12 protein-coding genes are annotated in these 12,695 nt (G+C 74.0%); 1 reads left to right on the top strand and 11 read right to left on the bottom strand.

Annotation, left to right across the window (positions count from 1 at the left end; genetic code table 11):
- Position 1: 1 nt before the first annotated feature.
- The 9 genes from AL2_RS13165 to AL2_RS13125 all read right to left on the bottom strand — a co-directional run bounded on the left by AL2_RS13165 (position 2) and on the right by AL2_RS13125 (position 9,580).
- The gene (locus tag AL2_RS13165) at positions 2 to 1,189 is read right to left on the bottom strand and encodes an ROK family transcriptional regulator (RefSeq protein ID WP_210747985.1); all 1,188 of its coding nucleotides are present in this window, start codon (positions 1,187 to 1,189) and stop codon (positions 2 to 4) included.
- Between the two features lie 182 nt (positions 1,190 to 1,371).
- Positions 1,372 to 1,977, bottom strand: coding sequence for a GTP-binding protein (locus AL2_RS13160; protein ID WP_067633518.1), 606 nt, complete (start codon positions 1,975 to 1,977; stop codon positions 1,372 to 1,374).
- Positions 1,958 to 2,347 (bottom strand): DUF742 domain-containing protein, encoded by a 390-nt coding sequence (locus tag AL2_RS13155; protein ID WP_067633516.1) that lies wholly within the window; start codon positions 2,345 to 2,347, stop codon positions 1,958 to 1,960. Before AL2_RS13155 ends, AL2_RS13160 begins: the two co-directional genes overlap by 20 nt.
- A gap of 1 nt (position 2,348) precedes the next feature.
- A complete protein-coding gene (locus AL2_RS13150; RefSeq protein ID WP_067633514.1) occupies positions 2,349 to 2,795 on the bottom strand; it encodes a roadblock/LC7 domain-containing protein in 447 nt (148 codons plus the stop codon).
- Positions 2,792 to 5,500, bottom strand: a complete 2,709-nt coding sequence (locus AL2_RS13145; protein WP_067633512.1) for a sensor histidine kinase — start codon at positions 5,498 to 5,500, stop codon at positions 2,792 to 2,794. The genes AL2_RS13150 and AL2_RS13145 overlap by 4 nt, the downstream gene beginning before the upstream one ends.
- 117 nt (positions 5,501 to 5,617) lie before the next feature.
- Positions 5,618 to 6,268, bottom strand: coding sequence for a GTP-binding protein (locus AL2_RS13140; RefSeq protein ID WP_083946468.1), 651 nt, complete (start codon positions 6,266 to 6,268; stop codon positions 5,618 to 5,620).
- A complete protein-coding gene (locus tag AL2_RS13135; RefSeq protein ID WP_067633510.1) occupies positions 6,249 to 6,629 on the bottom strand; it encodes a DUF742 domain-containing protein in 381 nt (126 codons plus the stop codon). The genes AL2_RS13140 and AL2_RS13135 overlap by 20 nt, the downstream gene beginning before the upstream one ends.
- A gap of 3 nt (positions 6,630 to 6,632) precedes the next feature.
- Positions 6,633 to 7,088, bottom strand: a complete 456-nt coding sequence (locus AL2_RS13130; protein WP_439951365.1) for a roadblock/LC7 domain-containing protein — start codon at positions 7,086 to 7,088, stop codon at positions 6,633 to 6,635.
- Entirely contained in the window at positions 7,085 to 9,580 is a 2,496-nt protein-coding gene (locus tag AL2_RS13125; protein WP_067633508.1) for a sensor histidine kinase, read from the bottom strand. The genes AL2_RS13130 and AL2_RS13125 overlap by 4 nt, the downstream gene beginning before the upstream one ends.
- 426 nt (positions 9,581 to 10,006) lie before the next feature.
- Here AL2_RS13125 and AL2_RS13120 point away from each other — a divergent pair, with 426 nt between their 5' ends.
- Complete coding sequence (locus AL2_RS13120) at positions 10,007 to 10,849, top strand: sirohydrochlorin chelatase (protein ID WP_067633506.1); 843 nt, start codon at positions 10,007 to 10,009, stop codon at positions 10,847 to 10,849.
- A gap of 28 nt (positions 10,850 to 10,877) precedes the next feature.
- On the opposite strand, the gene AL2_RS13115 is transcribed toward AL2_RS13120, so the two are convergent.
- Entirely contained in the window at positions 10,878 to 11,675 is a 798-nt protein-coding gene (locus tag AL2_RS13115; RefSeq protein ID WP_067633504.1) for an enoyl-CoA hydratase/isomerase family protein, read from the bottom strand.
- Between the two features lie 4 nt (positions 11,676 to 11,679).
- A complete protein-coding gene (locus tag AL2_RS13110) occupies positions 11,680 to 12,582 on the bottom strand; it encodes an SDR family oxidoreductase (protein ID WP_067633503.1) in 903 nt (300 codons plus the stop codon).
- Between the last annotated feature and the right edge of the window lie 113 nt (positions 12,583 to 12,695).

The raw sequence follows: 12,695 nt of genomic DNA, 5'->3' as shown, positions 1-12,695 counted from the left end.
CTCAGGACGCGGAGAAGACGTGGTCGCTGATGAGCCGGGCGCCGCCGACCACGCCGGCGGCGCCGGCGAGCTCGGACAGCACGATCGGCAGGTTGCCGGTCGCGAGCGGCGCGGACCGGCGGTAGACGACGCTGCGGATCTCGGCGAGCAGCGCGTGGCCGAGGCCCGCGACGCCGCCCGCGATGATGACGAGACCCGGGTTGAAGAAGCTGACGAGCCCGGCGAGCACCTGCCCGACGTGCCGGCCGCCCGCCCGGATGATCCGCACCGCGGCCGGGTCGCCCGCGGCCGCCGCCTCGCCGACGTGCTCGGCGGACAGCGCCCCGTGCGTCTCCAGCAGCGCGGCGAGCGCGGGCGACTCCCCCGACCGCGCCGCCGCCTCCGCGTCCCGCGCGAGGGCGGCGCCGCCGAAGAACGCCTCCAGGCACCCGGCGTTCCCGCAGGCGCAGATCGGCCCGTCGTCGTCGACCCGGATGTGGCCGATGTCGCCCGCGCTGCCGGACACGCCCCGGTAGATGGCCCCGCCGACCACGATCCCGCAGCCGATACCGGTACCGATCTTCACCAGCAGGAAGTCGTCGACCGACCGGGCGAGCCCCGCGTGCAGCTCGCCGAGCGCCATCAGGTTCACGTCGTTGTCGACCAGCACCGGGCAGCCCAGCTCCTGGCCGATCGCGTCCCGCACTGGGAAGCGGTCCCAGCCGGGCATGATCGGCGGGACGACCGGCATGCCGTCCCGGAAGCTGACCGGGCCGGGAACCCCGATGCCCGTGCCGTGCACCTGCGGGATGAGGCCCTCGTCGCGCAGCTTGCCGAGCAGCTCCAGCGCCCGCTCCAGCACGACGGTCGCGCCCTGCCGCACGTCGCACTGCTCGCTCACGTGGCCGAGGACCTCCAGCGTGCCGTCGGTCACCGCGACGTCGATCGAGGTGGCGCCGATGTCGAACGCGACGAACCGCAGGCTCGGCGACAGCCGGACGATCCCGGACCGCCGGCCGCCCCGCGACGCGGCCAGCCCGGCGCCCTCGACGAGCCCCAGCTCGACCAGCCGGTCCAGCTCCACCGCCAGCTTCGATCGCGACAGCCTGACGACGTCGCCCAGCTCGGCGCGCGAGCGCGGCCCCTCGTCGCGCAGCAGCCGCAGCAGCCGTGCCTGATGCACGTTCTGCGGACGAGCCGACATGCGCATCACGTCGTCCTCTCGGGATCGGTGCAGCCGTGTGACTCCGGTCTCATGGCCGAGACCGTAACCCGCTTTCGCCGCGTTGAGAAGACCTTTTCTCTAGATCATCACAACTTTCTCCACTCAGAGGACAAAGCTTGGCAGCGCGAACGGCCCCCGCCCATCGGACGGGGGCCGCTCGGCCGATCTCAGTAGCTGACCGCCTGGCGGCCGCTCATGGTGCGCATGATGTGCTCGACCAGGGTGATGAGGACCCGCTTGGCGTCCTCGCGGTCGCGCACGTCGCAGTCGATGACGGGCACGTCGGCGGGGAGGTCGAGGGCGTTGCGGACCTGGTCGTGGGAGTGCTGGCCGGCGCCGTCGAACTGGTTGACGCCGATGATGAACGGGACGCCGCGCCGTTCGAAGTAGTCGACCGAGGCGAAGCAGTCGGCCAGCCGGCGGGTGTCGACCAGGACGACGGCGCCGAGGGCGCCCTTGGCCAGCTCGTCCCACATGAACCAGAAGCGGTCCTGGCCGGGGGTGCCGAAGACGAACAGGACCAGGCCGTTCGGCAGCGTGATGCGGCCGAAGTCCATCGCCACGGTCGTCGTCGTCTTGTTCGCGACGGCGCTGGTGTCGTCGACCCCGATGCTCTTCTCGGTCAGCGCCTCCTCGGTGCGCAGCGGGCGGATCTCGCTGACCGCGCTCACCAGGGTGGTCTTTCCGACGCCGAAACCACCGGCCACGAGGATCTTCACCGTCAGCGCGGACTCGCCCTGGTGGGCGGCCGCGTCAGAGCGCACGGATTCCATCGATCACTTCCTTGAGTACGCGCTCGCTGGGGAACTGCGCCACCGGCGCGGGGCGCCGGACCTGAATCAGCGAGTGGTCGAGCAGATCACCGAGCAGGACACGGACCACCCCGAGGGGGAGTTCCAGATCCGACGCTATCTCGGCGACCGACAACGGGGTGCGGCAAAGCTCCAGGATCATGTCATGTTCCGGCTCCAGGGCCCACGGCGTTGCGGGAAGCGCGTCCTCCGCGGGCGCCGGCGGGTCCGCGGCGGCGATCAGCGCGACGAGGTCGAACTCGTCGCCGTCGTAGTGGGTCCGGCCCCCGGTGAGCGCGTACGGGCGGACCACGGGCCCCGCAGCGTCGTCGTACCAGGCCGTCCCGCCCATGTCACCGCCCGCCGGGATCGGCCGCGGCCACCCGCGGGTCCGCGGACAGGTGCTGGCCGACCCGGGTGACCAGCATCGCCATCTCGTAGGCGATGATCCCGAGGTCGGCGTCGGCGGCGGCCAGGACCGCCAGGCACGCGCCGCGCCCGGCGGCGGTGACGAACAGGAACGACGACTCCATCTCCACGATGGTCTGCCGGACGGGGCCGCCGCCGAACGACTCCCCGGCCCCGCGCGCGAGGCTCTGGAAGCTGGCGGCCACCGCGGCCATGTGGTCGGACTCCTCGCGGGCGAGGCCGCGGGAGGCGGCGATCTTCAGGCCGTCGCTGGACAGCACCACCGCGTTCTGCACCGCGGCGACCCGCTGGACGAGGCTGTCCAGCAACCAGTTCAGGTCACCTCCGGCTCCGCCCGGGACCTCCGCGCCGGAGTGCTGGGCATGTGTCATGGGGTGTCGTCCTCCTGGTCGCCTGGATTCCGCGCGGCCGGGCCCGGGGCCTCCGCGTCGGCCGCCTCCTGCCTGCCACGCTGCCAGCCGGCCTGCATGGCGGAGAGCATCGATCGCATCGCCTCGGCCGAGCGGGCCGCGTCGTCGTCCGGGTCCGCGCCCGCCGGAGCGGTCCCGGCCGGCTCGGCGGGCGGCGGGGGCGCGTCCATGGGGACGGGCGCCGCGAGCGGCATCCCCGCCGGTTCCGGCGCGGGCGGCGGGCCCGGCGGCGCGGCCCGAGGCTCGGCAGGCGGCACGGCGGGCGGCTCGTCGGGGACGGGCGGCGTCTGGCCCTGCGCGGCGAGGTGCGCGTCCACCCGCTCCTTGAGCTGGGGCGCCAGGTGGGTCTGGCGGCGGCGCTTGGGCAGCTCACCCTCCCTCGGCGCCGCCTGCGGCTCCGGCGGCGCCACGGCGGGCGCGGGCGGCGGAACCGGCGGCGGCGCGGGCCGCGCGGCGGGACGGGACGGCTCCGGTGCGGCCGGTTCGGCGACCAGCCGCATCACACCACCGGACTCGACCGCCGGGCGGCTCGCGAACGCCGACAGCGCCGCGGCCTGCTCCGGCAGCGCCTGCATCGGCCCGGTCGGGCGGCGCACGGCCGGCTCCGGGTCGGCGGCGTTCTCCACGATGAGCGAGGCGGGGATCAGCGCGATCGCGGTCGTCCCGCCGTAGGGGGACGGGCGGAGGGTGACCGTGATGCCGTGCCGCTGGGCGAGCCGCGCCACGACGAACAGGCCGAGCTGGGCGCTGTCGGACGGGTCGAACTCGGGCGGGTTCGCGAGCCGCTCGTTGGCGGCGCGCAGCCCCTCCTCGGTCATCCCCAGGCCGCGGTCCTCGACCTCGATCGCGAACCCGCTGGCGACGACCTGCCCGCTGACCCGCACCGGCGACTGCGGCGGCGAGAACGTGGTGGCGTTCTCCACCACCTCGGCGAGCAGGTGGATGACGTCGGCCACGGCGGAGCCGAGCAGCGCGACGCGCGGCAGCGGCTGCACCCGGACGCGCGGGTAGTCCTCGACCTCGGCGACCGCGCCGCGCACCACGTCCACCAGCGGGACGGGACGGCGCCAGCCGCGCCCGGCGGTCTTGCCCGCGAGGATGACCAGGCCCTCGGCGTGCCGGCGCATCCGGGTCGCGAGGTGGTCGAGGCGGAACAGGTCCGACAGCTCGGACGGGTCCTCGGTGCGGCGCTCCATCGTGTCGAGCAGGCTGAGCTGGCGGTGCAGCAGCGCCTGGTTGCGGCGCGCGAGGTTGACGAACACCTCGCTGATGCCGCGCCGCGCCGCGACCTCGCCCTCGGCGGCCACCAGCACGGCCTCGCGGGCGCGGTCGAACGACTCGGCGATCTGCCGGATCTCGGTGATGCGGTAGTCGAGCGCCGGTTCCGGCTCCGGATCGGCGGGATGCCCGGCGATGATCTGCTCGGCGAGCTTCGGCAGCCGCTTCTGGGTGAAGTCGACGACGCCGCCGGCGAGCGTGCGGCACTCGCGCACCAGCCGCCGGGAGACGCGGACCGCGATGAAGGACGACAGCACGATCGCGACGAGCCCGAGCCCGCCGGCGAGGCCGAGCCGGGTGAACGCGCCGATCGCGATCTGCTGGCCCTGGTCGGTGACCTCGTCGAGGACCTGGTTCTCCATCTGGTACAGCCGCCCGTTGGCCTCGTCGGCGACGGACCGCCAGACGGACGGCTCGATGACGGCGGGGCCGCGCGCGGCGGACTGCCCGGTGCCGCCGGGGGGCTGGGCTCCATGGCCGTGCGACGGGGTCGTGGCCGCCGTCCCGGTCCCGGTCGTTCCCGTTGCCGCCGTTCCCGTTCCCGCCGTCCCGGTCCCGGAGGCGCCGGGCGTCCGGCCGCGGGCCACGGCGGCGGCGTTCGGCGGTTCGGCGCCGCGGATGACCTGGTCCTCCAGCTTCATCATCCGCATGAACGGCGGGGAGGCCATCAGCCGGTCGTAGCGGGCGCGGGCGGGGGTGGGCAGTTCCCGCGCGCTGACCTCGTGGAGCGTGTGGTGCGCCCCGACCAGCTTGGCGAACTCGGAGCGCTCGGCGGCGGTGATGCGGCCGGCGGCGAGCGCCCCGGTCAGCAGGGCGTCCTCGCGCGCCATGTACTCGCGGGCGAGGCCGAACGAGGTGAGCGTGCGGGCGCTGGCGGCGATCCGGCCGTCCGCGGGGGTGGTCGCGCTGTACATGGCGAAGCCCGCGTCGATGAGCTCGCCGTACTCGCGCAGCACCTCGGCGCGGCCGCCGGTCCGCTCGTCGACGCTGCGGCGCAGCGACTTCAGCGTGCCGAGGCGGGCCACGAGGTCGTCCAGCCGCTTGACGACGCCGGGCAGGATCGCGCCGCGCAGCCCGTCGTCGCGGGACCCGGCGCGGACGGCGGCGCCCGCGTCGTCGGTGGCCTGCCGCTGGGTGCGCATGATGCCCGGGTCGCTGCGGGCGCCGCCGAGCTCGGCCACCGACAGGCGCCGCTCCTTCTGCAGCGCGTCGATGAGCTGCTGCGTGGGCAGCACCGTCTTCTGCTGGAAGTCGCGGCTCTGCAGCAGCTGGTGCGCGTCGCCGTAGGTGATGCCGGTGAGGAACACCCACAGTGAGGCGAGCGCGAGCAGCGGCACGAGGACCAGGAGTGTGATCCTCGCCCGGATGGAGGCGAAACCGCGGGCCATCACGGCTGGCGGACCCTGCTCACTGTCTCGTCCTCCTGCACTGGTTCGTACGGCACTGGGGGTGGGACATGCGGGGAACCTCCCGATGCGTGTAGTACGGGGGTGTGCGGGAGCCTACTACGTCGCGGGTTCGCGATGATCGGGCATCCGATCACCGCCTGCCGCCCCCTCTCCGGCGGCTCCTTCGTCGGGCCAGGTCAGGACGTGCTCCATCAGCGCGACGAGCACCTCCTTGGACGACTCCCGGCGGCGGACGTCGCAGAGCACCACCGGGACGCCGGGGTCGAGGTCGAGCGCGATCGCGATGTCCTCGGCCCGGTGCGTCCGCAGCCCGTCGAAGCAGTTCACCGCGACGACGAACGGGACGCCGCGCCGCTCGAAGTAGTCGACGGCGGGGAAGCAGCTCTTCAGCCGCCGCGTGTCGGCGATCACCACGGCGCCGATCGCGCCGGTCGCGAGCTCGTCCCACATGAACCAGAACCGCTCCTGGCCGGGCGTGCCGAACAGGTAGAGCAGCAGCTGGTCCGACAGCGTGATGCGGCCGAAGTCCATCGCGACGGTCGTGGTCGACTTCGCGCCGACGCCGGACACGTCGTCCACCCCGATGCCGCGGTCGGTCAGCGGCTCCTCGGTGTGCAGCGGCCTGATCTCGCTGATCGAGCCGACCATCGTGGTCTTGCCGGCGCCGAACCCGCCCGCGATGAGGATCTTCGTGGTGACCGGCGGGCGGGACGCGAGGCCCGTCCCCTCAGAGTGCGCGGAGACCATTGAGCACCTCCCTCAGCACGCCGTTCGGCGGGCGGCGGCCCGCCGCGGGCTGCGCCTCGGCGACCACCGCGACGAGCCTCTCGTCCCGCAGGTCGCCGAGCAGGACCCGGACGACGCCGATGGGCAGCCCGAGGTCGGCCGCCAGGTCGACGACCGGGACGGGCGACGCGCAGCGCCGCAGCACGCGCGTGTGGTCGGGGCTGTAGCGCAGCCGGTCACCGGGCGGGACGCCGGTGGCGGCGACGACCGCGATGAGCTCGAAGCCGGCGCCGTCGGGACGGGTCCGGCCCCGCGTCATCGCGTACGGGCGCACGACCGGACCGGCGTCCCGGTCCAGCCACCGCTCTGCCGACGGGTCCATCGGTCAGAAGCCCCGCGGCGCGGTCCCCCCGGCGCCTCCGAAGTCCTCGCCGACCGCCTCCGTCCCGAACCTCGGGCCCGCCTGCAGGTGCTGCCCGACCCGTTTGACCAGCACGGCCATCTCGTAGGCGACGAGGCCGGCGTCGGCCTCGGCGTCGGCGAGGACGGCGAGGCAGGTGCCGTCGCCTGCGGCCGTCACGAACAGCAGCAGCGCGTCCATCTCGATGATGGTCTGCCGGACGTTCCCGCCGGCGAAGTGCCGGCCGGCGCCGCGCGCGAGGCTCTGCACGCCGGACGCCAGCGCGGACAGGTGCTCGGCGTCCTCGCGGGCCAGCTCGTTGGAGGCGGCCACGGCCAGGCCGTCCCGCGACAGGATCACCGCCTGCCGCACCGTCGTCACCCGCTCGGCGAAGTCGTTGAGCAGCCAGTTCAGCTCACCGGTCACGGTGTTGTGCATCATCGGGTTCCCTCTTCCCCCACATCCGTCGCGCGGCCGCGCCGCCATCCCTGCTGTATCGACGCCATCAGCGAGCGTGCCTCCTCGGGCGAGCGTGCGATGCCCCCGGACGCGGTCCCGCCAGGCGGCGCCGGGGGCGGCGGGGGTCTCTTGCGCAGCTGCGGCGCCAGGTTCTTCTGCCTGACCCGGCGGGGCAGCCCGGCGTGGGTCCCCGCCGGCTCCCAGTCGTCGTCCTCGGCGGCCTGCGGCACGGTCGCCACCGGCTGCGGGACGGCGTCGTCCGACCACGGGTTCGGCGCGGGACGCGGCGGGACCGCGGCGGCCGGGCGCTCGGGGGCGCCCCACGGGCCGGTGAGCTCGGGCAGCACGGGCGGCGCCTCGACGGGGTCCGCGGGCTCGGCCGCCGCGGGCCCGGCCTCCACGAGTTCGGCCTCCACAAGCTCGGCCTCCACGGGCTCCGCGTCCGCGCGGTCGGTGTCGCGCAGCGGGACGACGGCCTCGGAGGGCGGCGCGGGCACCAGCACGGGGCTCTGCCCGTCCTCGGCACCGCCGTCGGTGAGCGTGTCGAGCGGGGACGCCTGGGCCGGCTCCGATGCCGGGGGCAGCATGCCCGCCGCCATGTGCTCCGCCGGGACGACCAGGTCGTGCGGCAGTAGGACCACCGCGGTCACGCCGCCGTACGGGGACCGCTGCAGCGTCACGGAGATGTCGTGCCGGGCGGCGAGCCGCGCGACGACGAACAGGCCGAGCTGGTCGGTGTCGACGAGGTCGTACTCGGGCGGCTCGGCGAGCCGCCGGTTGGCCTCGGCGAGCAGCTCCGGCTTGACGCCGAGGCCGCGGTCCTCGATCTCGACGGCGAAGCCGGCGCCGACCCGCTCGGCCTTGACCCGCACCTCGGTGCTCGGCGGGGAGAAGGTCGCGGCGTTCTCGATCAGCTCGGCGAGCAGGTGGATGACGTCGGTGACGGCGGAGCCGACCAGGCCGTCCTCGGAGTCGGTGAGGACGGTGGCGCGGGTGTAGTCCTCGATCTCCGAGACGGCGGCGCGCAGCACGTCGGCGAACCGCACCGGCTGCCGCCAGCCGCGTCCGGGGGTGGCGCCGGACAGGATGATCAGGCTCTCCGCGTGCCGCCGCATGCGGGTGGTGAGGTGGTCGATGCGGAACAGGTCTTCCAGGTCGTCGGCCTCGGCGCGGCTCTCCAGGCCGTCCAGCATCGTGAGCTGGCGGTGCAGCAGCGACTGGTTGCGGCGGGCGATGTTGAGGAAGATGCGGCTGACGCCGGCGCGCAGCTCGGCCTGGCCGACGGCGGCGTCGACGGCGGTCCGCTGCACCTTGGCGAACGAGCCGGCGAGCCGGGCGATCTCGGTGGTGCTGCCCGCGTGCAGCGGCGGCGCCTCCGCGGCGACGTCCACGCTCTCGTTGCGGCTCAGCCGCGCGACGACGCCGGGCAGCCGCCGGTCGGCCAGCTCCTCGGCGGAGCCGCGGAGCCCGACCAGCTCGCGGACGAACCCGCGCGCGAACCGCAGCGACAGCAGCACCGACGCGAGGATCGCGAGCAGGCCGAGCCCGCCGACGACGCCGAGCCTGACGTAGGCCTCGCGGCCGAGCTCGTCGGCATGCTCGGCGGCCTGCTTGGAGTTGGCCAGGACCATCTCGTTGATCGACTGGATCAGCGGGTCGGCGGTCCGCTGCCACTCCTGGGTCCCGATGGGCAGCGTCCGGCGCGAGTCCGCGCCGGCGATCCGGTCCTCGATCGCCTTGAAGCTCTGGTACCGCGGGGACGCGAACACCGGCGCGACGCCGGTCCGGTAGACGACGGGGTCCAGCAGCGTGCGCTGCTTGATCCACTGCCAGCGCTGCTCGCCGACCATCTCGACGAACAGCCGGTGCTCGGCCGCCGTCATCCGGCCGTTGGTGACGAGCGCGGAGGCGATCAGCGCGTTCTCCCGCTGCAGCAGCTCCATGCCGCGGGCGGCGTGCCGGGTGGACAGCGTCCAGCCGTAGACGCCGGCGTCGTCGATGACGATGAGGCCGTCGTACAGCCGGTGCACGTCGTCGACCATCGTGCTGTAGCCGTTGATCGCGGTCAGCCGGTCGACGAGCCGCCCGTCCACCGCCGAGCGGAGCCCGCCGAGGCCGCCGAACGCCCGGAGCACGTCGGTGACGCGGCTCTCCATCTCCTCGGTCGTGGCGTCCCGCGCGGCCTCCGAGCCGGCCTCGCGGCGGAACCGCTCGACGGCCTGGTCGACGCGGGTGCGCTGGGCGACGAGGGAGACGGGCGTCCCGCCGGGGGTGGAGCGCGGCGTGCTGAGGAACGTCGCGGACATCTGCCGTTCCCTGCCCAGCTCCACCAGGACGCTCTGGCCGCTCGGCCCGAACGTCCGGTCGAGCGTGTGGTACTTGCGCTGGGCGAGGGCCTCACGGCCGCTGACGCTCGCGGCGTACCCCCACAGCGCGACGAGGGAGAGCAGCGGCACGAGCAGCAGCGCGGTCACCTTCGAGCGAATCGATCGCGTACGGGGGGTTTTCATGTGACCTCGAACGTTCCGGCCAGGAGGGTCCATGGATCATAAAGGTGGCCCGTGACGAGACCGCAACCCCTTTGGCGCCTTTCGGACGCATTGGCATCATTCCGTGTCACCTGCGGCGATGCGCCCGGGCCGGGTGATCTTGCCGCATCCGCCGCAACCGGATAGCGGCAAATCAGGACAATTTACTTCATTTCCCCCTGTTGCTCCGGAGGATTGCGCCATACTCTGCTTCTTCACCACCGCTCGCGTCGCGCCGGCACGGGAAGGAGATCCGCGATCCATACAGGCAACGACGGAGGCCGGAACGAGGTCGCTCCCGCCGGGCCCAGGGACACGGTCCACCGGGCCGGGAGGACGGCTCCCGGGCCCGAGGGCGTTACGATTCCCGCCGTGAGTCCCGAAAGCCAGGCATCCGAGGCACTGCCGTCGCGACGGCGCCGCACCCCCCGCGGCGGCCGGCACCGCGGCGACGAGTCCTTCCTGCTGCCCCCCGGATCCCCCACGCTGATCCTGGCCGTCCCCGGGCACGCCCGGCAGGCCGGCACCGAGACCGCCGCCGAGCTGGCCCGGCTCGTCGAGATCGAGCACACCGGCCAGCCCGCCTACGTCGGGTACCTGGACGGCGACGAGGCGGGCCTGCACGGCATCCTCGCCGCGCTGCGGCAGGAGCAGGACGAACTCACGGCCGTCGTGGTGCCGCTGTCCACCGGTCCGGACCCGCGGCTCGACCGCGCCGTGCACGCCGCCGTGGCGGGCGCGCCGGTGCGCGCCGTCGCCGCCGAGCCGCTCGGCCCGCACCCGCTCATCGCCGAGGCGCTGCACGACCGGCTCGCCGACGCCGGCCTCGCCCGCGCCGACCGGATCCGGCTGATGACGATGGTGACCGCCGCGTCCGGCGTCATCGTCGCGACGCCCGGGGACGCGACCGCCGTCCGGCAGGCCGAGGTCACCGGCGTGCTGCTCGCCTCCCGGCTGGCCGCGCCGGTCTTCACCGCCTCGCTGAACGACGAGGCGTCCGTGAAGGTCGCGGCGGAGCAGCTGCGCGCCGCGGGCGCCGCGTCCATCGCGGTCGCGCCGCACCTGATCGGCCCCGAGCCGGAGGCCGCGGTGGTCGCGTCCGCCGCCGCGATCGTGGGCGCCGCCCATTCGGCCCCGCTGGGCGCCCACCCGGCCCTGGCCCGCCTGGCCGCCCTGCGCTACGTGGAAGCACTCTCCACCGCACTCGCCGAGTAGCCCAGGGGGTCGCCCCCCTGGGCCCGGCTCAGCGGTTCTTGAACTCGGGCGTGCGCTTCTCCAGCGTCGCCGTCATGCCTTCGGCGAGGTCCTCGCTGAAGAAGGCGAGCGTCTGGACGGCCGTCTCCGCGGCGAGCTGGCGGCGGAGGCCGGGGGCGTCCAGGGACGCGTTGAGCAGCTCCTTCGTACGGCGCAGGCCGTACGGGGACTTGGTGAGCAGTTCATCGGCGAGCGCATCGGCGCCCGCCAGGTCCGCGCCCTCGGCGGTGATCTCGGTGATCAGGCCGAGTTCGGCGGCGCGGTGCACGTCCAGCCGCTGCGCCCGGTAGGAGATCTCCGCGGCCTTCGCCGGGCCGATCAGGCGCGGCAGCAGCCAGGAGAGCCCGCAGTCCCCGGCCGACAGGCCGAGGTCGGTGAACGGCACGACGAACCGGGTGGTCGGGTCGGCGACCCGCAGGTCGCAGGCCAGCGCCCAGGACACGCCCATGCCCGCGACCGGGCCGTGCAGCGCCGCGATGACCGGCTGCGGGATCTCCCGCAGCCGCGCGGTGACCTCGGCGCCGCGCGCGATGCCCCGGTAGAGCCGCTGGACGCGGCCCTCGGCGGTCTCGCCGCCCGGGTCGCCGCCCTGGATGTCCATGCCCGAGCAGAACCCGCGGCCCTCGCCGGTGAGCACGACCACGTGCGTGGACGGGTCTCGCGCCAGCTCGTTCAGGGCGTCGAGCATCTCCTCGGTGACGGCGCCGTCGACGGCGTTCAGTCGCTCCGGCCGGGACAGGGTGATCGTGACCACCCCGTCCCGCCGGTCGAGCTTGATCCCGCCCAACGGCTCAGGAGGTGAGCTGCTGGATCAGGGGGCCCATCTGCTCGCCCACGTTCTTGAACACCGTCAGCGGCTCGGCCGCGCTGATGGCCGCCCAGTTGTCCCGGACGTCCTCGACCGACAGCGTGCTGTTCTGCCCGTAGCCGGGGCCCTCCGCCACGAAGATCTTCGCGATCCGGCCGCCGCCGACGGTGTAGACCTCGCCGGAGTCCTCGTTGCTCTCGTGGACGAGGTAGGCGACGAGCGGCGTCACCTGGTCGACGCCGAGCTTGTCGGCGAAGTCGGCGGGCAGCAGGTCCTCGGTCATCCGGGTCCAGGCGACCGGGGCGATCGCGTTGGCCTTGATGTTGTACTTGGCGCCCTCCTGCGCGAGGGTCTTGGTGAACCCGACCAGGCCCATCTTCGCGGTGGAGTAGTTGGCCTGGCCGAAGTTGCCGAACAGGCCCGCCGGCGACGAGGTGTTCACGATCCGGCCGTAGCCCTGCTCGCGCAGGTGCGACCAGGCGGCGCTGGACACCAGGAACGAGCCGCGCAGGTGGACGGCGATGACCGCGTCGAACTCCTCCACGGACATGTTCTTGAACGACTTGTCGCGCAGGATGCCCGCGTTGTTGACGACGATGTCGACCTTGCCGAACGCGTCGAGCGCGGTCTTGATGACGCCCTGCGCGCCCTCGGGGGTCGCGACGTTGCCGGGGTCCGCGACGGCCTCGCCGCCGTTCTTCTTGATCTCGTCCACGACCTCCTGGGCCGGGCCGGCGGAGGCGCCGACACCGGACCGGTCGCCGCCGAGGTCGTTGACCACGAGCTTGGCGCCGCGCGCGGCGAGCTCCAGGGCGTGCTGGCGGCCGAGGCCGTGGCCGGCCCCGGTCACGACCGCGACCCGGCCGTCGTAGCGCAGTTCCGACATTCGCTTCTCCTCACATCGTGGGGCCCGCCCCCAGGAAATCATCCGGGGGTTACCAAGTGGTACCACTAAACCGAATCTCACTCGGGCAGGCTCCACCGGGGTCGTTCCCGCGT

Source organism: Actinomadura latina NBRC 106108 (genome assembly GCF_001552195.1).
Classification (GTDB): domain Bacteria; phylum Actinomycetota; class Actinomycetes; order Streptosporangiales; family Streptosporangiaceae; genus Spirillospora; species Spirillospora latina.
Note: the sequence above shows the minus strand (reverse complement) of the source record. Positions and strands in the feature narration are given on the sequence as shown.

Excerpts from the sequence above, each read along its gene's own strand:
- AL2_RS13165 (WP_210747985.1), bottom strand. The coding sequence starts at position 1,189 with ATGCGCATGTCGGCTCGTCCGCAGAACGTGCATCAGGCACGGCTGCTG.
- AL2_RS13160 (WP_067633518.1), bottom strand. The coding sequence starts at position 1,977 with ATGGAATCCGTGCGCTCTGACGCGGCCGCCCACCAGGGCGAGTCCGCG.
- AL2_RS13155 (WP_067633516.1), bottom strand. The coding sequence starts at position 2,347 with ATGGGCGGGACGGCCTGGTACGACGACGCTGCGGGGCCCGTGGTCCGC.
- AL2_RS13150 (WP_067633514.1), bottom strand. The coding sequence starts at position 2,795 with ATGACACATGCCCAGCACTCCGGCGCGGAGGTCCCGGGCGGAGCCGGA.
- AL2_RS13145 (WP_067633512.1), bottom strand. The coding sequence starts at position 5,500 with ATGGCCCGCGGTTTCGCCTCCATCCGGGCGAGGATCACACTCCTGGTC.
- AL2_RS13140 (WP_083946468.1), bottom strand. The coding sequence starts at position 6,268 with ATGGTCTCCGCGCACTCTGAGGGGACGGGCCTCGCGTCCCGCCCGCCG.
- AL2_RS13135 (WP_067633510.1), bottom strand. The coding sequence starts at position 6,629 with ATGGACCCGTCGGCAGAGCGGTGGCTGGACCGGGACGCCGGTCCGGTC.
- AL2_RS13130 (WP_439951365.1), bottom strand. The coding sequence starts at position 7,088 with ATGATGCACAACACCGTGACCGGTGAGCTGAACTGGCTGCTCAACGAC.
- AL2_RS13110 (WP_067633503.1), bottom strand. The coding sequence starts at position 12,582 with ATGTCGGAACTGCGCTACGACGGCCGGGTCGCGGTCGTGACCGGGGCC.